Here is a 22,743-nt window from a genome sequence, read left to right as displayed (position 1 = left end):
ATGCATTTCAAACAAATCCGCACATATTTTATTGCAGGATGTATTATCGGATTGCTGATGACCGGGTGCGCTCCCCATCATTATCAACGCCCTGAGCCTACACCTTCAACTTCAAAAAGATTGAGGGATACAATCCCACAAACCCCATCGGCTCCTGCTCAAACTCCAGTGATTAGTCCGTCGCTGCGGCCATTAGGCTCGCCTAATGGATACCAAAAACAGGCTTACAAAGCTTTGCAGAATAAAAATTATCATTTAGCAGAATCCTTTCTGGAACGCGCTATTCGTAGCCAGCCAAATAACTGTTCGTTATGGTATGATCTGGCACGCGTAAAATATTTTCAAGGTGATTACCATCAAAGTAATCAACTTTCAAAAAAAGCCCTCAGACTGGCTCGAAATAATAATGAACGGAAATATATAAAAGAACTTATATCCGGATCCCAATATCATCTTCAGTAATATATTTTTCGTATCCCGACTGTGCTAACCAATAAAATTCATTCGTATTTTTTACATTGCGTGTAACACACCTTACAAATCAGGAGAGTTTCCACGTTCAAACACTCCCGTCAATGTCCCGCATATATATTCAGGCGATGAAGCTTGAGTTCAAAAAAAAGCGCCCTCTCACAAGAGGGCGCTTTGATGGTTATCAACAAAATGAAGTTTCAACCTGGATATTTTCCTTCGATATAATCCCTGAGATAATGATTCTCAACATCTCTGTTTTTAATCATGGCTTTTACGATATCACCAATCGAAACCAGCCCAATAATTTTACCTTCTCGGATTATTGGAATATGACGGATTCTATTCTCAGTCATAATGGCCTGAATATAATCAATATCATCATCCTCAGAGGCACAAAGGATATCCTTTGTCATTACCTGACTAACTTTCTGCAAAGCACAATTCTCTTCAGTACAACCTTCCTGAACAGCTTTAAGGATATCATTGGGAGCTATTATCCCTACAATATTTCCGTTTGCATCATTAACTAGAAGCGATCCAATTTTCTTGCTAAAGAAAATGTCAGTCGCGCCCATCAATGTTGTCTCCTGACTTACTGTAAAGACATCACTTCCTTTACTCTTCAATATATCTTTAACTTTCATGCGTTAGTCTCCTTACAGCGAAAAGTTCATGCCCTTTTGTATTATTAAGCGGACCCTGTGCTTTCTTTAACTATAGGGCTAAATGATAATCGGGTAAAGTCCAATTGCAAAGACACACAAAGCCAGGACCATGGTGCACACAGGTGCCATTTTGTGGCATGTATCTGTTTCAAAGGTATCCACAGCATCATGAAAGTACATGTTCACAATGAGTCTGAGATAATACCACATGGACAGTATACTGCTAATTATACCAAAAACAGCCAAAGCAATCTGCCCTGCACTAATGGCACTGGTTATAATATAAAATTTACCCATAAAACCGGCCGTGGGTGGAATACCGGCCATGGAAAGCAGAAAGATAGTTATAGCTGCTGCGGAATATGGCCTGACCTTTGCTAAGCCTTTAAAATCAGCAAAATTCATCCGCTTTTCATCTTCACCACCAAGGTAGGAAAGAGCCGCAAATATTCCTAATGTGCCTACCGAGTACGCTGCTAGATAGTAAGCGATTACTCCGCCTGTAAACTGTTCTGTATTTATCGCTACCAGAGCAATCAACAGATAACCACTATGTACTATACCAGAAGCTGCCAGCATGCGTTTGAGAGACTCTTGGCCAATCGCTACAAGGTTACCCACAAACATGGTAAGAATTGAAATATAAAACAGACCATTGATCCAGCCTTCATGTAGCCCGTTATTCAGAACTAAAAAATTTGCAAACACTGCAAAGACTGCAGTTTTAAGGGCAGTTGCCATAAAGCCTGTGATTGGAGTTGAAGCACCTTCATAAACATCCGTAACCCAGGCATGGAAAGGAAATGCAGCAACTTTAAACAAAAAGGCTACAATCACAAGAAAAGAACCACCAATAAGCGCAGCGTTACCTGCATAACCGTTAGCTGAAATAGATGCGCTGATCTCAGTAAATTTAGTGGATCCAGCCCCTCCGTAAATAAGAGCAGCCCCCATGGTAAAGAATGCTCCGGCAAAAGCACCAAGCATCAAGTACTTTAAAACCGCCTCTGTCGCTGTTTGGCTCTGTCGGTTATATCCTACAAGGATATAAATGGCCAAGGACATGATCTCAAGGGCAATAAATACAGAAATCAATTCTTGTGCCATGGTTAACAGCAACATGCCGCATGCGGAAAATGCGATCAGGCTGTAAAACTCGCTGGTACAGAAAGGGTTCTGCTTAAAGTAAGTGTAGGCGCTCATGCAGGTCGCTAATCCACAACCAAGTATGATCATTCCACTTGCTCTAGTGAAATCGCTCACGACCAACATGCCGTTAAAAACCTGTTCATAGGGAATAGTCGGATGTGCCACTGTATTGCCAAGTTGAAACAGAAAGGCTACACCAAATAAGCCCATCCCGCTGATTGCCATTCGCTCATGAGTAATACTCTCATAAGTCGAGGCAATCATCAAACCGATGCCGCCTATGCCAACAAGCAACATTGGCATAAGTAAGAGAAAATCGTTATTCATGATTCTGCCTAGCCTTATTTATTCAGTTCAAGGAGGTGCCCATGGTCCTGAGCGTTAACACTATCTGCCACCTGTACATGTTGTGTATCTGCCAGGTGTGCCAATTGAATCTGTGCTGCTGGTTCAATTTTTTCAATAAATGGCTGTGGATACAACCCCATAACAATGATAAGCAAAACTACGGGCAGAAAACAAATTCCCTCTTTAAGGGTAAGATCTTTAAAAGTAACCGTAAGTTCGTTATCTTTTTCGAAGAATACACGCTGGAACATCCACAGCATGTAGCACACACCAATGATTAAAGTGGTACCAGCAAGGATGCCTATGAAAGGACTGAACTTGACTGCTCCAAGTATAATCAAGAACTCACCTATAAATCCCGAGGTACCGGGTAAACCTACAGAGGCAAGTAAGGCTATGGCAAAATACAAAGCAAATACAGGCGCGTGGTAGGCTATTCCACCTAGTGCTTCGATTTTTCTTGTCTGCATACGGTCTTCAATAATTCCGGCGAAAAGAAACAGAACACCGGTACTAGTGGCATGAGCAATGATTTGATATACACTGCCTGTAAGCCCCTGAACATTACATGTAAAGACACCAAGTGCAATGATGCCCATATGCGATGCAGAAGAAAAGGCAAACATACGCTTAATATCATTCTGGGCAATGGCTGCAATACCGCAGTACATCATGCCAAACACACCTGACAAGGAGAGTAACAGGGCAAACCTTGCGAAGTCTTCGTCAAAAACAGGTACAACCATACGGATGACCGCATAAACGCCTATCTTTGCCATGATAGCAGACAAAACAAAAGTGGTGGCGGTAGGCGCTTCCGTATATGCATCGGGCAACCAGGTGTGAAAAGGAAACAATGGAATTTTAATTGCAAAGGCTATCATGAATCCAATGAAAGCCAGGGTGGCAACACCGCCATTTAAGTCAAGCTGGGTTAATTTACTGATCGCAAAATTCCACTCACCGAACTGGCTGTGATATGCTACGCCCAAGTAGATGATAGCCGCGAGCATCAACAGGGAACCTGCTATTGTATAGATGGTAATTTTGAGGGTTGCGGCAATTTTCTTCTCTCCACCATATAGTCCAAGCATGAAGAAAACAGGCAACAACATAATCTCCCAGAAGATATAAAAGAGAATAATGTCTGCTGCACACACGGCACCAGCCATAGCCCCTTGTACTATCAGGAGGTTTGCATAATATCCCTTTTCTTTCGTGGTAAAGAGCAGGAACACCAGCGGCAACAAGACTGATGCTGCCAGCAGAATAAACAAGCTGATACCATCAACACCAAGAGAATAATTGATTCCAACATGGGGGAACCAGGGAATGAATTCTGTAAATTGAAGCTCTCCTACAGGCTTGAATTTAGTAAAGACATCCACACCGAGTATTAATGCCGCCATTGAAATGGCAATACCAGTAACACGGGCGATACCTTTGCCAGCCGGCGTGAGGAGCAGTATCAGTCCTGCCGCTATGGGCAGGAAAATCATGAGTGAAAGAGTATGTTCAAACATTGTTCCACCTACCTCTAGTTCAACGAAAATGATAGTATCAGGCTCATCACACTCAGCCCTACAATCATATAAATGGCATATACACGGACAAAACCGACCTGGAAGACTTTAAAAGCCTGACCAACCATCATATACAATTGAGAAACAAGTTTGATTGGAGCATCGGTAACATTAGGTTCAATCGCGTTACGGATTGCTCCGCCGATTCTTTTATAGGGTTGGACAAAAACGGAATCATACAACTCATCAACATAGAATTTGTGGTAAGCAAATTCTGTGAAACCACTAAATGTAGGTTCTTCTGCACCTTTGCCAAAACGCTGCCAAGCTAAACGGATACCAATGATGAATGCTACAATACTGGCGCACATCGCAAGGAGTTCAACGAATTTACTCACGTGCGGATGGTGCTCGACTACTACCGGGGCTAACCAGTGTGTCACTTCCTGATCGCCGCCAAAAATTGCAGGCAGATTGAGATAACCGGCAAACAGTGCTCCCACAGCGAGGATGATAAGAGGAAGGGTCATAACCAACGGGGCTTCGTGGGCATGATCGTACGCATGCTGATCCCTTGGTTCACCATGAAAAACAACAAAAATCATTCGAAAGGTGTAATAAGCGGTCATTCCAGCAACCGCTACACCAACAAGCCAGATACCCCAATGACCATTGGCAAGGGCCATGAAAAGGATTTCATCCTTACTGAAAAATCCTGAAAAGAAAGGGCACCCTGCGAGTGCCAATGCACCAATAACCATAGTGTAATAGGTAATAGGCATTTTCTTTTTCAGGCCACCCATTTTCCATATATTCTGCTGATGGTGCATTGCGTATATTACAGCGCCTGCACCAAGGAAGAGCAATGCTTTGAAAAATGCATGTGTAAAAACATGAAAAATACCAGCGGAATATGCTGCAACACCAACACCGGCAAACATATAACCAAGCTGACTGACAGTTGAATAGGCGAGTACCTTTTTGATATCATCCTGAAACATGCCGAAAATAGCAGCCAACAGCGCAGTAAGTATACCTACCCACGCGACAATGGATCCTGCCACTGGTACATGAGCATATATAAAACTGAAACGGGCAACCATATAAACACCAGCAGTAACCATGGTTGCGGCATGGATAAGTGCAGATACTGGTGTTGGGCCTGCCATAGCGTCAGGTAACCAGACATACAGAGGAATTTGAGCAGATTTACCTGTAGCGCCAACAAACAGAAGTAGACATACAGTAAGGGCGACTCCCGGAGCAAGGTGATGAGCATTTGCTTTCAGTGCCATGTAGTCAAAACCATGTGCACCTATAGCCCAGAAGAGAAAGCTCATGCCAAGGACAAACCCGAGATCACCGATTCTATTGACGATAAAAGCTTTGTTCCCTGCGATAACGTTTTCAGTTTCCGTGGTATAAAAACTGATTAATAAGTAGGAACAGAGACCAACGCCTTCCCAACCGACAAACATTACTACTGGGGAATCACCTAGTACGAGGACCAGCATGGAACCGAGAAAGAGGTTCAGGTAGGCAAAAAATTTGGCATAGTTCTTTTCACCACCCATGTATCCAATGGAATAGATATGGATCAAGCTACCTATGAAAGTCACAAACAGCAACATAAGAGAACTGAGTGGATCTGCCAGAAACCCCATGGCAACATCAAGGTCACCCACTTGAAACCAGGTAAAAGCCTTCTGTATCAGATACCTTCCCTCTTCAGGCATTCCCTTGAGGTTGAAAAATACTCGCAATGCAAGAACAAATGATAAGATTGGTCCAATGCAGGCGATGATACCGTAAAATTTTTCAAAAATTGGTCTTTTACATGTAAAAACATGCATCAGGCCTATGATCACTGCTCCCAGAAGGGGGAACAGTGGTATATACATGAGATATGTAGCACTGTTTTCCATGTTGTCACCCTTTTAACAGGCTGAATACATTGGTATCCAGCTTACCCTTATGCTTGTGCAGTAGTATAACTACAGCAAGCGCTAGCGCTGCTTCTGCTGCGGCTACAGCCATAACCATCAAGGCAAGAACATGGCCGTCCATGCTCTCATGCAACCGTGAGAACGCTACGAAGGCAAGGTTGGCAGCATTCAACATCAGTTCGATGGACATAAAAACAGTGAAAACGTTTCGGCGAGAGATTACTCCCAACATGCCAATGCAGAAGAGAATGACACTCACCATTAGATAACTGTGTATCATTTATTGATCCCCCTTTTACCGGCCAGTACTACAGCACCGACGAGTGCAACCAGCAGAAGTATACTGACAATCTCAAAGGGGAGTAACCACTTTGAGAACAGTAGCTGACCAACTTCTTTAACACCTCCGAAGTTAGGATCAACGACCACGGTATCACTTCCAGGTATCTGCTTAACAACTTTCATTAAAAACAAACCAATAGGCGCAATAAGTACCGCTCCTATAGTCATGTTTTTCAGGCGTCCCTCTTCAACAGGAAGATCTTCGTTCTGAATGTTCAGGAACATAATGATGAAGATGATAAGCGACATAATTGCTCCGGCATAGACGATAAGCTGGGTAGCAAAAATGAGCTTTGCAGATAACAGGGCATAGAGACCTGCCAATGAAATCAAGGTAACGACGAAACTCATCGCACTATTCATTGGATGCCTAAACGACACCAGTCCTGCTGCCCCAAGGACAGCACAAACTGTAAATAGTATGAACAGCCAATCGGCAAACATGATATCAAGCGCCCCCTTTTTTATACTCTTCTTCGCTAAATGCACCATTAGTGGCAAGAAGGTCGTCAATGCTCAAGACCATTGACTCACGCTCACTCCCGGTTACTGAAAATATTCCTGTATCCATTCTAATTGCATCTTTTGGGCAGGCTTCCACACAAAAACCGCAATAAATACATTCCAATAAATCGATATCAAAGCGAACAGGCAATTTCTCTGTTCGGCCATCCTCTCGTTCTCCCGCCTCGATAATAATGCATTGGGCGGGGCAATTCGTCTGACACATAAAACAGGCTACACATTTAATGGTCCCATCATCATGTTTTGTCAGTCTGTGCCTTCCTCGCCATCTAGGAGTGATTTCAGGTTTAACTTCAGGATAATGCCTGGTATACAACTTCGAATTATCAAGAAAGTTTCTAATGAAGTGACCAAAGGTCACTGCCATTCCTTTAAACACTTCAACGAGGTAGAGCCGTTCATAAAAGCTTTTGCCTTCACGCACTATGGTTTTTACTTTAATGCTCATGGCTTCTCCCTTATTAGCTCAGTGCTACTACAATAGCGCTTGTTACAATGATGTTCAGAAGCGAGAGCGGTAACAATGTCTGCCAGCCTAACTTCTGTAATTGATCATATCTAAATCGTGGAATAGTCCAACGAACCCACACATAAACAAAGCACATGAAAGCAGTCTTAACCAAGAATGTACAGATCTGCAGGAATGCTACCAGCAGATTATCTGCGGCACCGCCTGATGCAAAAACAAGGTAGAAGAAAAAACAGATTTCTGTAAGGATAACGATTGCCCAAACGAGCTTAATATATACTTCACCCTCGCGTACTCGCGGATCATTTGGTCGGTCATAGTGACTTACATTATTCTTCCTAATCCAGCCCGTGAAGATTTTTCCAAATACAGGAACCAGAACCATGAGCAACAAAGAGATCGGAACAGCGTACTTCAGTAAAGTCTCAGTTGGAAACCATGGTATCTGGTATCCACCAAAATACAGGGTGACAATAATCGCGCTGGAAGTAAACATGGCAACATATTCACCCATAAAAAATAAAGCGAATTTCATAGCACTATATTCGACATGAAATCCGGCAACGAGCTCACTTTCACCTTCAGCCAGATCAAATGGCGTACGATTAGCTTCAGCAAAGGCTGCTACGATAAAGATGATAAAACCCAGTGGCTGTATTATGATTCCCCACATGGGGATAAAACCAAAAAGAAGTTGCCCCTGAAATCGTGCCATCTCGCTGAGATTAACCGTTTCATAACAAACTAAAAGGCTAATAATGGCAAGGCCCATTGGAATCTCATAACTGATTACCTGAGCTGCAGCTCGCAATCCACCCAACATACCGTACTTGTTATGAGAAGCCCATCCGGCAAGAATGATGCCATAGACTGCAAACCCTGCAATAGCCAGGAACCAGAGAATCCCCAGATCCATAGGGACAGCCTGCATAATGTATTCCTTGCTTCCAAGAACCAATGTATCGGCAAATGGTATTGCAGCAAAGGAAACAACGGCAGTCATGAAGGTAATCAACGGTGCAAGCACAAAATAGAATTTATGCTTGATGTGATTTGCTATCACATCTTCCTTAAAAATCAATTTCACTGCATCCGCCAGGTTCTGTACAAGACCACCAGCTCGGAAACCGCATATATTTGCACGGTTAGGACCGGACCTGTCTTGAAAAAATGCAGCGCCTCTTCGTTCCATCCAAACACAGACAGCAATGAAGCTCAGCGGAACGAATGCTCCAAAAGCAACTCGTACTATTATTAATGTGATATCAAGCAGCGTCATCTGAACCCTCATCTACTGTAAGTGCCAATCCCTGTTCCGGGATCATTTCCGGCTCAACATCTTTAAGTGCTTCAACACTCACCTTGATCTCTTTCCAAGCCTGATTGTTGTCCGAAATTTCCCCTCCAAGTAAGCCAGCGACTGCAACTATGTCTTCAAGCGGATCGTTCTTAACAACAGCCGTATCAAAAGTTTGTACCACTTTGTCAGCATTAACTACTGTTCCGGAATACTCGCTGTATGATGCGACTGGATATACGAACGTTGCCTGACCAACCAGTGGTGAATCGTAGGCTCCAACAACTGCAATTTTAGTTTTACCTGCTAAGGCGCTCAGAGCAGCTTCATCCAGACTCATCGACAAATCGTTATCAAAGACAATTAACAAGTCTGTAGCTTCAACCAGTGCATCGAATGTAGCTTTAGAAAGATCAATACCAAGCAATTCCAAGCCAGCACGGTTAGCTGATTTGTCATCCTGAATGAGAAAATCATCTCCATCGCCAGGCTTGATATAGCCATCACTAAATCCGGATACAGTTGCACTATGCTGAGACGCGAGCTTCTTGACAGCAACTATTTGTTCCATGGAGCAATTGGGAGAGACTAGAAAGGCTGGTTTGGAGGCATGTCCCAAGGCCTCTTTCAATGACTGAACAGCTTTTTCATTGGAGCAATTATCGCCATTGGCCTTGGCCTGGGTTATCCGTCCATCATTTTCCTTTTTATAGGTCATTCGTCCTTCGTCGCAAATGAAGTAGCCATTAACCTGTTCATTGAGGCGGGGGCGAAAACGATAGATAATATCGTCTTTGTATTTTTCACGATTATGATCAATAAATATATTACATCCCTTACTGCAGCCGTGACATATGCCCTTATCCTTAGAAAGGAACCAGACACGTTGTTTAAAACGAAAATCTTTACTGGTCATCGCGCCGACCGGACATAGATCCACAACATTCAACGCGTATCTATTGTCCAATGGACGTCCAGGAAAGATATTCACACGGGCAGCATCTGTTCGGTTAACAATACCTAATTCACCAGTTTTTGTTACCTGACGAGTAAACCGGACACAACGTGCGCAAAGGACACAACGTTCCTGATCATGGATAACACCGCAACCAAAATCCAATTTCTTGCCCTTAAGAACCTGAGGAACATTCATACGACTGGTTTGACCATCGTATTGCATGTAGTAGTCTTGGAGCGAACATTCACCAGCCTGATCACAAATGGGACAATCAATGGGGTGATTGATCAGTTCAAGCTCCATGATGTCTCTTTGGATTTTTTTGATTTTGTCTGTATCAAGCTGTACCTTCATTCCCTCCTGCGCAGGGGTTTTACAGGCAGGAACCAAGGGTGGCCTGCCATCTTCGATGCCAACCAAACACATTCTGCAGTTGCCATCGGCTCCCAACGCTGGATGGTAGCACAGGTGAGGTATCTCAATACCAACGGCTCCCAGAGCGTCTATCAGATTCTTACCTGATTCGACTTCAACTTCCTGTCCATTAACGGACAGTTTTACCATATCTGCCATGGTTTCTTCCTATTCCTGTTGCATTGCGTTTTTTGACAAAGCCTGCTTACTGAACATATGCTTCAAATTCATGTCGGAATTTATCCAGAAAAGCACGTACCGGCATGGTACATGCCGCAGAAAGTACGCAAACTGTTTTCATTTCGATATTGTCACAAAGTTCCCTAAGCAGGTTGACATCATCGATGGTGCCGTTACCGCTAAGTATCTTCTTCACGATTTTTAACATCCAGCCAAGGCCTTCCCGGCATGGCGTGCATTGCCCACAGCTTTCATGATGGTAAAAATCAATCAAATTCTTAACGAGCTTGACCACGTCAACATCTTCATCCAGAACGACAATTCCTCCAGAACCGAACATAGTTTTATGCTCAGCCATGGATTCATAATCCAGGGTTACGGTTTTCGCTTCTTCCGGCGTCAGTACAGGAGTAGAACTTCCCCCTGGGATAACACCTTTCAGTTTTTTACCGCCTTTAACACCACCGGCAACTTTCTCTATCACCTCAAGGATTGGAAGACCTAAGGGCAACTCATACATACCTGGTTTTTCTACCAGGCCAGAAATACCAAACAGGTGGGTGCCTGGACTCTTTTCAGTTCCGTATGCTTTGTACGCGTCTGCACCATTGGTAATGATAAATGGAAGAGAAGCTATACTTTGCACATTGTTAATAATGGTCGGACATCCATAAAGGCCCTCGACAGCAGGAAACGGTGGTTTGCTTCTGGGTTGGCCTTTTTTCCCTTCAATGGATTCCAGCAGCGCAGTCTCCTCACCACAGACATAGGCACCAGCCCCGCGATGTACAGTAATATCTACGGCATAATCTTTTCCATCTACGGTGTTACCGAGATATCCTGCTGCGTACGCCTCATCAATGGCAGCCTGCAAGGCTTTCACCTGGGTAGTATATTCACCACGAATGTAGATATAGGCGTGATTACTGCGTATCGCATAACAACAGATAATTATGCCCTCTATCAACATATGGGGGTCGCGTACAAGAATATAGCGATCCTTGAAGGTCGCCGGTTCAGATTCATCAGAGTTAACAGCCAGATAGACTGGTTTATCAATGCCTTTTGGCAAAAAACTCCATTTCAAACCTGTGGGAAAGCCAGCACCACCTCGACCACGAAGTCCACTGTTCTTGACTTCCTCAATAACTTCTGCAGGTTCCATGGAGAAGACCTTGTCCAAGGTGGCGTACGCCCCATGTTCCTTGGCAACTTCTATTTTGTGGGCATCTTCAATATCAAATCGAGCACTCAGTATTTTTACTTGCATGTCCATGCCCTCCTATTTCAACGTGGCCAAAAGTTCTTTTATCTTTTCCACGTTCATATTTTCGTGGAACTCACCATTGACCTGAACTACGGGAGCAGTACCGCAATGCCCAAGGCATTCAACTTCTTCAAGACTAAATTTGCCATCCGCAGAAATTTCACCGGGTTTGATGCCGATCTCTGTATCCAGGTAATCAACTATCTCCTGTTTACCAAGCAGATAGCAGGAAAGAGTCCGGCAGACACAGATATGGTATTTGCCTTTCGGTTGCAGATTGTACATTGTATAAAATGTCGCGCATTCATACACTTTGCTTGCAAAAGTACCTATTCTGTCTGCAATGTAGGCAATCGCCTCAGCGCTGATCCAGCCCTCCTGTTCCTGGGTAAGCCAAAGTGCAGGAAGAATCATTGACTCACGAGTTGGATAGCGTTGTACGAGTCTTTCAAATTCTGCGTCTCGTTCTGTATCAAACTGGAACGGCTTCCCAGTTTCAATTAATTGTGATCTATCGCTCATCTGTCCAACTCTCCACCAATAATGTTGATACTACTCAGGTTAATGACTGTATCTGCTATCATTTCACCTTCCACCATTTCATGGAATCCACCCATGGTGTAAAAGCACGGTGGTCGCACCTTGCACTTATACGGTTGCCCTGAACCATCGGAAACGAAATGAAATCCCAGCTCACCGTTGGCAGCCTCAAAGGAGTCATACCACTCACCTGGTGGGGTTCGAACACCTTCGAAAACGAGTTTGAAATGTCCAGCAAGTCCTTCGATGTTGGAATAGACCTGATCTTTAGGTGGTAGACAGACATGTGGATCTGCGACATTCACAGGCCCTTTAGGAATCATTTTCATTGCCTGGCGGACAATAGAGATGCTTTGGAAAATCTCTTCGAAACGAACCATTATGCGATCGTAGATATCCCCATTGGTACCGACAGGAACTGAAAAATCAAATGCATCGTAGTTGTAGTACGGATTATCCTTTCGCAAATCAAAAGGTACGCCACTCGCACGAAGGTTTGGACCGGTAAAACCATATGCAAGTGCGCGATCTCCAGGAAGACAGCAAACTCCTTGTGATCGATCATGTACGATTCTATTTTTAGCAACCAACGCCAGGGAATCATTTACACCTTTTTCAATACCGCGCAGTTGATTTTCCAGGTCAGCTTCCCAACCTTCATAAAAATCGCGATACATTCCTCCGACACGTGTGAAAGAACTGGTAAGTCGCGCCCCGCATAAACGACTGATCAGATCATAGGCCGCTTCCTTCTCGTTGTAGAGATACCAGTAGTTGGTCAAGCCACCCATATCGACAAACAACGCAGCAAGGCATACCAGATGATCAAGGGCGCGATAGAATTCAGACAGAATCACTCGCATAAACTTGGCACGCTCTGTTATTTCCACACCAAGCCATGACTCAACAGCTTTGACGAACGCTACATTGTTCATCAGTGAGGAACAGTAATTGAGCCTATCCGTTAAAGGTATAATCTGGTTATATGTTCTGTTTTCAGCAGTTTTCTCAAAACCGCGATGGAGATAACCGACCTCGTTGACATTGGCTATAACCGTCTCACCATCAAGTGCAGTAAGAATACGAATAGCACCATGAGTCGCAGGATGTGATGGACCAATATTAAGAAACATGATCTCGGTATTGATGTCCTTCATTGTGAGTTCATCAATACCCTTCGTGGCAAGTCGAGCCTTAATTTCTTTTTCCATCGGGTCGGAATCGTAACAGACCTGGCCCTTGTATATATCGTAATCTTTTCGGAGAGGATGTCCTTCGAACTGCCAATGATTCAAAATCCTTCTTAAATCAGGATGACCAATAAAGTGGATTCCATACTGATCATACGTTTCGCGTTCTCCCCAATTGGCAGACTCCCACAAATGGGTTGCAGTTGGAATCCCGCTTTCCGGATCGGGTACTGGAGTGCGAACCTGCACAAGCATATTCTTTTTCCAGCTTCTGATCGTATATACGACATAAAATCGTGTTTCTTTGGACTGCGGGTATTTGAGGTAATCGATAGCTGTTACATCGAGCAACAGACCGAAATCCAATTCCGGGTCATTTTTTAAACCGGACAGAGTCTTTTCCAGTTGTTCCGGCTGGACATCTATCGTTACCGAGTCAATGGTTGGTGTGCAGGTTGCTTTGGGAAACTTTGCCTGCATGAGTTCTAGTGCCGTATTCATATCAGTCGAGAACCCCTTTAAAGTCTTTGTGGCGATCGTTCAGCACACTTTCACCTTTTATCTGATCCTGAATTTTCATCAAAGCATCCAGAACAGCTTCAGGTCTTGGCGGACATCCGGAGATATACACATCAACAGGTATAATGTTATCAATCCCCTGGACCGTACAGTAGTTATCGTACACGCCCCCTGAACTGGCACACGCGCCCATCGCCACAACCCATTTAGGTTCAGGCATCTGCTCATAAATCCTTTTCAGGATAGGAGCCTGTTTGTAGCTGATAGTGCCGCATACAAGCATAAGGTCAGCCTGTCTCGGTGAAAAGCGTACAACCTCGGCGCCCCACCTTGATATATCAAGCTGACTGGCTGCAGCACTCATGAACTCAATGGCGCAGCATGCCGTACCAAAAACCATGGGCCACAGCGAATACTGACGGCCCCAATTAACAACCACATCTAGTTTTGTTGTCAGAACTGAATCGCCCAGTTTTGCTTCTATTCCTAACGCCAATTGAGCACCCCTTTCTTTAGAATGTAGATGAGACCCGTAAAGAGTAGCACCATGAAAACGATCATTTCCGTAAACCCGAACCAGCCGAGAGAACGGAGACTGACAGCCCATGGGTACATGAATACGGCTTCGATATCGAACAAGAGAAACAGGATTGCAAGGAGATAAAACTTGACACTGAACTTCTGTTCAGCTAAGCCTATCATCTTCTTGATACCACTCTCATAAGGATCGTTTTTAGCCTCTCCCCCAGCTTTTGGACCGAATACAGTCGTAGCTACCATTAAAATCGGGATGACTACGGCAATGCCAAACAGTGCAATTGCCGAGAGAACCAGTTCTGTTGTCATTGCGTCAACCTCTCCCTGTGTGTGAATAACTCCGGACCAATCAGGAAAAATCAGCCCATACTAAAGTTATAAAATGAACGGCTATTCATTACCGAGCCGCTAACCATCTGTCAAGGAAAAATAGTATTTTTCCAATTACTTCAAGCTCATTGGTCTATTGAATTCCACACGTGCAGCAATGTGCATTTTATGCATAATGTGCAGAAACCACATCCCAACACCTTCTCTCCATGGATAATTAGGGCAATGTACTTGCGCAGGCAAACACTATGCCTTATATTTATTCAAATGATTTAAAATATTCGTAGAACTGATATTTAACAGAGGGAGACTTTCAGGGCGTTACAAAAGGAATACCTATATTGGCCTAGTTAGCACAGATTGCAAATGGCACGCTTTAAAGACACGACCAGCCTTTACTTTCAGGAATTCGTCTATCAGCTAAACCAATTACGTATAACATTTAATTCCAGCAAGTTAAACACAATCAAAAATGAGTAATATTGACACAAGTAACCCCTCCTGCGTAACCTTTTGCCCCAAGCCTTCCTGTGTTCAAGAAACACCTACCACCAAAACAGTACAGTGGTCTACAAGATTGACCGCTGAACCAAGCCGCATGAAAGCAATAACTTTTGAAGTTATGAGCCATAGGGCCAGACCGAGAATGGTTCTTTCCTAAGATCAAGATGTTTCGCTTAACGGCTGTGCTTTAGGGTCACGAAAAAAATAAATTATCCTATTTTGCCTGTCTCTCAACTCGGTAAGGTCGTCGTATCAATGGCTCAATACGACCAGTATGGAACCATTAACGCAACAAGGTTACCTAACCGATATCCTACACAATTTTAGGATATTTATTATTTTCCTGGCCTCTTACGTCTCATCTTGGAAGGATTCTTTTCCTAATGCTACCTCAAGCCTGGGAAAAATACATTCTGAGATTGCTTTTCAAAATAATTGTGCATGTTGACTTGAAAGATACAAGCCTCACACAATACTTGACCCGCAACTATGGCTCTACATCTGCAGGATTCACCTAACAATTAAAACTTTTGAGCAGCTTTGCGGATTAACTCCTGGCTCGCCTTTTGAAACCAGCATTGGACAAAATTGTGGGTAAATTCTTTGTTATGCTTATGAAATTGTTCACTGATACACGCTGTTCGAATTGCTTTCATAACAGAAAAAGCCTGCATGTTCTCTGGAACCATCTGGCAAACGACTTTACCAGCAGTAGCTATAATCTCTGGTGCTGTAACCAGGTCGTCGAGAAGTCCACACCCATGGGCATCTTTAAAGGAAAGGATGTCCCCTCGGTACAACAATCTGTTTGCCATAGCATCAGAAACAATCTGTCTTACCAGCATTGATGGCAAAAAGGGGACCGGCACTCCAAGCTGAGCCTCATTGCACCCAAATTTTTTAGCTCCATCAGCCCCAATTCGCATATCGCAAGCTAATGCCAATATTGCACCTCCGGCTACAGCATGCCCTTCCATGGCACAGACTACAGGAACGGGCAAAGTATACAGAGAGTGAACAAGTTGTTCGAAACTGGAAATAAAATGTGTAAACTCTTCTGGATTATACCCAATTATTTCAGGTAAATGTAATCCCATTGAAAAGAACTTTGCGTTGCCTGTCAATACCAACGGCACCTTTTCCTTTTTAACCCGATCCAGTAGAGCATCAAGTTGCAAAATGACATCGATCCCCAAGGCATTGGGAATGCCATTGTCCAACTGAATCACGATATAGCCGTCATGTGGTTTAACTTGCAGCATCCCCCTTCCCCCCCAATATCACGTTGTATGCACACATTTGTGCGCAAAAGACAACAAGGTCATGTTCTTTTTCAAGATCAGAACCTCGCCAAATACATTTCGCGCCATATCTCGCAACAGGCATGACCGCTGCTGACAACCGAACAGGACGAAATACGGGCCATGTAAAGACGAAATCTTTGATATTATGTAACGGCTCACAGTGCTCTTGATCTTTCCGAGATCAGCATGGCTTAGGTATAATCCAATACGCTGCGCCAGCCTTATTACGAAAATCTCAGGCCCCCTGTAACTAGTCACATATACAGGAGGAGCTTCAAGTTTATCTGTTTCCCTTGTGAAGAGTTACGATATTTTCAGCGAGAAACTGAATACGCCCCCTGCATTATTCAATATATTGCAAATTTTTAGATGAATATATTTTTTCCGGGAATTTTTGGTGCACACTGTGGCGTAACTGCATATATAATTCATCCTAAAGGAATATGCCCTTATCCACCCACCATTTGTTGACAAACGCTCCTTATCTCTCATGCATCGATTCTTCGCAAGCCATACGAAAAACAGCAACCCAGTATTTCAATTTTCCAAGATAAGCATCGGCCTTCTTTTGGCAGTTCTCCTTCTTGCCACGCTCTTATCATTAAACACTATTCAAAATATCAAGCGGAATAGAGACGGCATGATTCAGTATGTCAATGATAAGGCGCTGACCATTATTCGCTCACTTGAAGCTGGTTCAAGAGCCGGGTACAGGAGAAATCAAAACTCATCCTCTATATTGGTCTCTCTGCTTAATGAGTATCAGGGCGATGAAGATATAACTTTTATACGAATATCGGATGACAAAGGTAACATATTAGCCCAGATTGGCACGCTTACCGATGGCATTACACAAAACACAGACGATAAACTCCCCCTTCACATCTTACCGCCCAGCAAAGCTTCTAACCAGATTATCATCACCCGCCCTTTTCACCCGAGACCTTTTGCAGGTCATCATCACAGGATGCTGGGCAGAGGCATGGGGATGGGGATGCACGCCCAGCAGAATCAGGCCACTCAAGAACTCACTATCGAACTGGGCCTGCAAACAGATAAATATCTCCAGACTATACGGCAAGGCATTTACCACTCTCTGTTTATGGGAGCGATACTCTTTTTGCTTGGGTGCGCAGGGCTCTACTTTGTCTACCTCTATCAAAGTATGCAATCAACAAAAAAATCACTCAATGCCATGCATGTATACACAAATCATCTCGTAGAGAGTATGCCTGCTGGCCTAATGACTGTTGACAATGATAACACTATACTTTTCATGAATAGAAATGCAGAACAGATCACTGGAGTTCAATACAAAGATTTAACAAACAAATGCATTACCGATCCATCACTTGGTAACCTGGGGGATGGATTGCAAATCGACAGTCCGCCCTTCAGTCATTCCTTTATTTTTTATCCTGCAAAAGAAGGCAAGAAACCGCTGACCCTGACCATTCAAGCTTCCCATCTATATAATTCTGAAATGCTAGAGATAGGTACAGTCTACATTCTCAATGACATTACCCTGATACAGGAAATGGAACAACAACTAGAACGATCTCGCCGCATGAGTGCCCTGGGGAAAATGGCTGCTGGCATAGCTCACGAAATCCGAAACCCCCTTGGAACATTACGCGGATTCGCACAATACTTTGGCCGTCACAGTGCCCCAGATAGTAATGGAAAAGAATATGCAGAACTCATGATTCAGGAGGTTGACCGTATTAATCATAACGTTTCAGCCCTGTTACAATTTGCACGCCAACAACCACCTGAAATCAAATTGTTTAACTTAAACAACCTAGTAAAAAAGGCCATACTGTTTGCTCGTCAGTCTGTCCCAGACGATTCCATACAGTTTGTGTTTCAAGATGTCCCGGTTGTCCATATGCAAGGCGACCAAAATATGATCCTTCAGGTGCTACTCAATCTCCTCCGCAACGCCACTTGTGCATGCAACAACAAAGGCACCATCAGCATACAGATCCAGCATCAGGAAAATACCGTAGTAGTCAAAATTAAAGATAATGGTAAAGGAATGACCAGAGAAGAACAACTGCATATGTTTGACCCCTTCTACACAACACATAAAAGCGGAACAGGCCTTGGGCTGGCCATCAGTCACCAAATCATCGAGCAACATCACGGCAGATTTGAGGTAACGTCGACGCATGGACACGGCACAACCATCTCCTTCATTCTCCCGACCACATCACAGGAAGCATAATTATGACTGCACAAACATCCATACTTCTCGTTGATGATGATCGGGCACACCGTATAATGCTTAAAGTAAACCTTGAACAGGAATCCTACAGGATCTTTGAATGTGATGACGGTGATCAGGTTTTATCGATGCTTGAAAAACACGCACCCCACCTCATTCTCATGGACCAAAAAATGGCAAGAATGGATGGACTGGAAGCCCTGGAACTCATTAAAAAAAAGGGCTACACCATACCTGTTATTCTACTTACAGCATTCTCTTCAGTGAAACAGGCTGTCAGCGCAATGAAAAATGGCGCATTTGATTACATTACTAAACCGATCGACATAGAAGAATTACTTCTATTAATCAACCGAGCCCTGACCTACGAACAAATCGAACAGGAAAACAGGCAACTTAAAGAAAGAATTGGAGAGCAGTTCAGCTTCTCAAATATAATAGGAAACTGCAGCAGCATGCAGGATCTTTTTCAAAACCTGAGAATCATTGCTCCAACAGACGCTACTGTACTGATCACCGGAGAATCAGGAACAGGAAAAGAACTTATCGCCAATGCGCTCCACGAGAACAGCCTGAGAAAAGATAATGTCTTTATCAAACTCAATTGCGCCGCCTTAAACGAAAACTTACTCGAAAGCGAACTGTTTGGCCATGAAGCAGGAGCATTTACCGGCGCAAACAAGCAAAGGAAAGGTAGATTCGAACTGGCAAACGGTGGCACATTATTCCTTGATGAAATTGGCGACATGAGCCTGCCCACCCAGGCTAAAATTCTTCGAGTCCTCCAAGAAGGTGAGTTCGAACGTTTAGGCGGAAGCACGACCATACAAGTTGATGTACGGGTTCTGGCTGCAACACACAAAAACCTGGAAGACATGATCAGTGAAGGACTATTTAGACAGGATCTATATTACCGTCTTTCAGTAGTTCCGGTGGAGCTTCCTCCGTTACGTTCAAGATCGACGGATATACCTGAGCTTTGCAATCATTTTCTCAGAAAATACGCTCAGAAAAACAAAAAGGACATCCAGGGAATCCACCCTGAAGCGCTGAGTATTTTAACTCAGTATAACTGGCCGGGCAATATACGAGAATTGGAAAACACTATCGAACGAGCGGTTATTCTCTGCCAGGGAGAGTATGTAAGTTTCCGTGAACTGCCAACACACATGGTGCCGAAAAGCCTGTCAGATAATATAAGTCAGCCAGATGATCCTCAGTTCACATTGCGCGACATGGAGCGAGAAGTCATTCGGTCTACCCTGGCCCTAACCAATAACAATAAAAGTGAAACAGCCAAAAAACTCGGTATCGCCAGACAGACATTGCTCAACAAGATTAAGGAGTATGACTTGTAAAAAGTTTTACCCTCCTCCCTTGCGGTCCACAACATTTCCAGGTGTCCAAGTATGAGACACTCGAGGCCATTCACTAAAAGTCCACTGTCTAATTATTAGACAGCCCGTAGCCTTCGAGCTACGACGCAATCACCTGAAAGGTAAAACAACAACACAATATCAAAAAGATAAACACATAGTCAATCTTTTTCATATTCTGGCATATTATGTGAAATTCCTAAAGCAAACGCAAGGTTCGAAACTCATATCCACTTAATCGGAGGAATAGACAATGAAAAAGACTATAATTGCTGCAACTTTAGGGTTTTGCATCATCGCCGGATACGCTTATGCTCGCGGAGGACATGGCTGGAACTCCTGGCATGGACAAGGTGCTTGTGGCTATTATAACGATCAAATCGGCCAGGGAAATATGATGGGGCAGCGAGGAATGGGTTGCGGATTTGGAATGCGGGGCAATGGATCATGCGCTTTCTACTCTGGACAAAATGCCAGGCCAATGATGTGGCAGGACAGCGCAACCCAACAAAAGTTCTTTCAGGAAACACTCTCGCTACGAAAAGAACTCCACAGCAAACGATTTGACTTAAGAGAAGCACGCCGCAATCCACAGAGCACACCTGAACAAATCGGAGCACTAGAAAAACAAATTATCGACCTGCAGACCAAAATTTCCCAAAAGGTTCAGACGATCGCTCCGGCAACAGAGGCTCAATAAACAAGCAATATAATGGAGAGAGGGAGATCCCCCTCCCTCTCTCCATTACAAGAGACAGCGTCAAACCAAAAATCCAGGTTTCGACACGCAATTTTCCGGAAACCTGAACTGAAGATCCTGATAGTGCCATTTTTTTACACCAATAGTGCCATTTTTTGTCAGGTTATTAAGCATGCTCAAATCAACAACGAATAGCCACCGCTTCTACACATCATATTGACAAAACTGCACATCACCACGAACGTACTGCAAACACATTACTTTCCCTAACACACCTTCATTCCCACGCCCACAAGAACACATTACATTTTTTGTCACACACCTTCATGCAAACTGGCACGCCAATTGTAGATTGTATTTAAAACGTACGACCAAGGCGACAGTTTAAATACGTACAGCTGCACTTTGTAGCTTATTCAGCAGCGCATGCATACAATATTGGCACACAGCCTTCAAATTATAAACACTTGGTAACTGATCACAGGAACTCCACGAAGTCTCCCGCAGGTCGCTTATCTCTTTGCACGATCGCGGTTTTCTGCACAGATAGCCTCCCGGAGTCTTCGTTTACCTGCGAAAAACCGCGCTTGCACAAATCTGAAGCACCTGTGACCAGTTACAATACTTGCTCTACCACAGCAGGCATGCTGAAAATTTTGCGAGCCGATGAAAACACAAAGGTTTCACACAAATAGTAACGCTACAATGTATTCAAAAAGAAATGCATGACACATGTGTGAGGTATTATTATGATTTTTTCACACTGGAAACAGGGATTGTTTTTTTGCATGTTTACCTTGTTGCCAACTTCTCCAATACTCGCCACAGGGATAAATAATCAGCTCACTGACTATTATGGCCCACTCGAGAAGTCGAAACCTTCTCCAGCTACTTTTTCTTATTCGCAGGAAAATGATTACAAAGTTTTTAGTTTCAACGGGAAGTTAAAAAGAAGCAACGAGAGCATAGAGGATGATTATTTTACTGCCGGTATACGAACCAGCTATGGCCAGTTATTCTCTTCGCAAGGGAATGGCTTTTTAGGCTTTGGCTACTTTACGACTCGTATTGACACTGATAACAACATTCGCTTCAATACCAGCATATCCCACCTGATTCCTGATATTGGCAGCGAGCTATTTGTGACCTATAGACTTTTTGGCGCCAACGTAAGTAGCACATTTGATACTCTTGGTTATGGTGAGGATCATGTGTATGAAAACAGCTTTGCAGCCAGATGCACCACATACTCAGATATCTTTGTAAAGGAAGCTTCGATCGCTTACAGCTACAGTTCGTTACCAGGTCAGTCTCTCCGAACAGGGATATATGATACTGACACACAAGACCACTTTCGCAACACCTACCTTATTGGAGGTTTTGGGGATACGGAAAGTCATGCTATAGGCGCTGACCTTGCTTTGGGCACGGACAATCTCCCTCTTGATTTACTTCATGGATTCAAAATTGATCTTGGTGTTGATTACGAACATATCAGTTATGCCAGATATTATGATATTGAAAGTGAAGTAATTCAGGGAATGTCTGGAAAGGCATCACTACAACACAAAACTAACATAGGATTGTTGAAAGGATCATATAAAATGGGGCAGACTAGCTCTACTCTTTATGCCGGATTACACGTAGGAGCTATGGAGCTATATATGAAAGATACTTCATATGATGACGGAGACAGAAACCAAGTGTACGGCTTAAAGTTGAAGCTCAACCTGTATGAACTCGAAAGCTCTCTCGTTCCCGATGATACCCCTCTTTTTAAGCCTCCGGGCAGACGTTACACCAATGTCGGGCAAATTCATCACAACGACAGCATGACTGCTAACAGCTTCTACCATTCTCCAAAAATACACGTGGCTGAACGACAGATTTACGCTCGAAAATAGCTTAAAGGTCACGGAAAAAATACATTATCCAATCTTGCTTGTCCTTCAACGCGGT

Annotated in this window: 20 protein-coding genes; 5 read left to right on the top strand and 15 right to left on the bottom strand. The window is 43.7% G+C overall.

Features of this window, described 5'->3' with window-relative positions:
* Complete coding sequence (locus G493_RS0112535) at positions 1 to 462, top strand: tetratricopeptide repeat protein (RefSeq protein WP_028580675.1); 462 nt, start codon at positions 1 to 3, stop codon at positions 460 to 462.
* 209 nt (positions 463 to 671) lie between these two features.
* On the opposite strand, the gene G493_RS0112530 is transcribed toward G493_RS0112535, so the two are convergent.
* The 15 genes from G493_RS0112530 to G493_RS0112460 form a co-directional block, all read right to left on the bottom strand.
* Positions 672 to 1,118 carry a CBS domain-containing protein gene (locus tag G493_RS0112530; protein WP_028580674.1) on the bottom strand — a complete coding sequence of 149 codons (447 nt, stop codon included), beginning with the start codon at positions 1,116 to 1,118 and terminating at the stop codon, positions 672 to 674.
* Positions 1,119 to 1,196: 78 nt separating this feature from the next.
* Positions 1,197 to 2,615, bottom strand: coding sequence for an NADH-quinone oxidoreductase subunit N (locus G493_RS29065; RefSeq protein WP_051309270.1), 1,419 nt, complete (start codon positions 2,613 to 2,615; stop codon positions 1,197 to 1,199).
* Positions 2,616 to 2,629: 14 nt separating this feature from the next.
* The gene (locus G493_RS29060) at positions 2,630 to 4,159 is read right to left on the bottom strand and encodes a complex I subunit 4 family protein (RefSeq protein ID WP_084813560.1); all 1,530 of its coding nucleotides are present in this window, start codon (positions 4,157 to 4,159) and stop codon (positions 2,630 to 2,632) included.
* Positions 4,160 to 4,173: 14 nt separating this feature from the next.
* Positions 4,174 to 6,084, bottom strand: coding sequence for an NADH-quinone oxidoreductase subunit L (gene nuoL, locus G493_RS0112515; RefSeq protein WP_028580673.1), 1,911 nt, complete (start codon positions 6,082 to 6,084; stop codon positions 4,174 to 4,176).
* 4 nt (positions 6,085 to 6,088) lie between these two features.
* Positions 6,089 to 6,385, bottom strand: a complete 297-nt coding sequence (gene nuoK, locus G493_RS0112510; RefSeq protein WP_028580672.1) for an NADH-quinone oxidoreductase subunit NuoK — start codon at positions 6,383 to 6,385, stop codon at positions 6,089 to 6,091.
* Positions 6,382 to 6,891 carry an NADH-quinone oxidoreductase subunit J family protein gene (locus G493_RS0112505; RefSeq protein WP_028580671.1) on the bottom strand — a complete coding sequence of 170 codons (510 nt, stop codon included), beginning with the start codon at positions 6,889 to 6,891 and terminating at the stop codon, positions 6,382 to 6,384. Before G493_RS0112505 ends, nuoK begins: the two co-directional genes overlap by 4 nt.
* A gap of 4 nt (positions 6,892 to 6,895) precedes the next feature.
* Positions 6,896 to 7,420 (bottom strand): NuoI/complex I 23 kDa subunit family protein, encoded by a 525-nt coding sequence (locus tag G493_RS0112500; RefSeq protein WP_028580670.1) that lies wholly within the window; start codon positions 7,418 to 7,420, stop codon positions 6,896 to 6,898.
* 13 nt (positions 7,421 to 7,433) lie between these two features.
* Positions 7,434 to 8,720 (bottom strand): complex I subunit 1/NuoH family protein, encoded by a 1,287-nt coding sequence (locus G493_RS0112495; protein ID WP_153306504.1) that lies wholly within the window; start codon positions 8,718 to 8,720, stop codon positions 7,434 to 7,436.
* Complete coding sequence (locus G493_RS29055; protein WP_051309269.1) at positions 8,707 to 10,269, bottom strand: 2Fe-2S iron-sulfur cluster-binding protein; 1,563 nt, start codon at positions 10,267 to 10,269, stop codon at positions 8,707 to 8,709. The genes G493_RS0112495 and G493_RS29055 overlap by 14 nt, the downstream gene beginning before the upstream one ends.
* A gap of 46 nt (positions 10,270 to 10,315) precedes the next feature.
* Positions 10,316 to 11,560: an NADH-quinone oxidoreductase subunit NuoF gene (gene nuoF, locus G493_RS0112485; RefSeq protein ID WP_028580668.1), complete on the bottom strand. Its 1,245-nt coding sequence runs from the start codon at positions 11,558 to 11,560 to the stop codon at positions 10,316 to 10,318.
* A gap of 12 nt (positions 11,561 to 11,572) precedes the next feature.
* Entirely contained in the window at positions 11,573 to 12,079 is a 507-nt protein-coding gene (locus G493_RS0112480) for an NADH-quinone oxidoreductase subunit NuoE family protein (protein ID WP_051309268.1), read from the bottom strand.
* A complete protein-coding gene (locus G493_RS29050) occupies positions 12,076 to 13,767 on the bottom strand; it encodes an NADH-quinone oxidoreductase subunit D (protein ID WP_408608813.1) in 1,692 nt (563 codons plus the stop codon). Before G493_RS29050 ends, G493_RS0112480 begins: the two co-directional genes overlap by 4 nt.
* 22 nt (positions 13,768 to 13,789) lie before the next feature.
* Positions 13,790 to 14,302 (bottom strand): NADH-quinone oxidoreductase subunit B, encoded by a 513-nt coding sequence (locus G493_RS0112470; RefSeq protein WP_028580665.1) that lies wholly within the window; start codon positions 14,300 to 14,302, stop codon positions 13,790 to 13,792.
* Positions 14,293 to 14,652 (bottom strand): NADH-quinone oxidoreductase subunit A, encoded by a 360-nt coding sequence (locus G493_RS0112465; RefSeq protein ID WP_028580664.1) that lies wholly within the window; start codon positions 14,650 to 14,652, stop codon positions 14,293 to 14,295. Before G493_RS0112465 ends, G493_RS0112470 begins: the two co-directional genes overlap by 10 nt.
* A gap of 1,046 nt (positions 14,653 to 15,698) precedes the next feature.
* A complete protein-coding gene (locus G493_RS0112460; protein WP_028580663.1) occupies positions 15,699 to 16,439 on the bottom strand; it encodes an enoyl-CoA hydratase/isomerase family protein in 741 nt (246 codons plus the stop codon).
* Positions 16,440 to 17,121: 682 nt separating this feature from the next.
* Here G493_RS0112460 and G493_RS0112455 point away from each other — a divergent pair.
* From G493_RS0112455 to G493_RS0112440, 4 genes are all read left to right on the top strand, one after another.
* Positions 17,122 to 18,708 carry a two-component system sensor histidine kinase NtrB gene (locus G493_RS0112455; protein ID WP_028580662.1) on the top strand — a complete coding sequence of 529 codons (1,587 nt, stop codon included), beginning with the start codon at positions 17,122 to 17,124 and terminating at the stop codon, positions 18,706 to 18,708.
* Positions 18,709 to 18,710: 2 nt separating this feature from the next.
* Entirely contained in the window at positions 18,711 to 20,066 is a 1,356-nt protein-coding gene (locus G493_RS0112450; protein ID WP_028580661.1) for a sigma-54-dependent transcriptional regulator, read from the top strand.
* A 271-nt stretch (positions 20,067 to 20,337) separates the two neighbouring features.
* Entirely contained in the window at positions 20,338 to 20,784 is a 447-nt protein-coding gene (locus G493_RS0112445) for a hypothetical protein (RefSeq protein ID WP_028580660.1), read from the top strand.
* 788 nt (positions 20,785 to 21,572) lie between these two features.
* Positions 21,573 to 22,688: a hypothetical protein gene (locus tag G493_RS0112440; protein ID WP_153306503.1), complete on the top strand. Its 1,116-nt coding sequence runs from the start codon at positions 21,573 to 21,575 to the stop codon at positions 22,686 to 22,688.
* Positions 22,689 to 22,743: the final 55 nt, after the last annotated feature.

It is taken from the genome of Desulfogranum japonicum DSM 18378 (assembly GCF_000429945.1).
In the GTDB taxonomy this organism is placed as follows: domain Bacteria; phylum Desulfobacterota; class Desulfobulbia; order Desulfobulbales; family Desulfobulbaceae; genus Desulfogranum; species Desulfogranum japonicum.
This window is presented reverse-complemented; position numbering and strand designations above follow the sequence as displayed.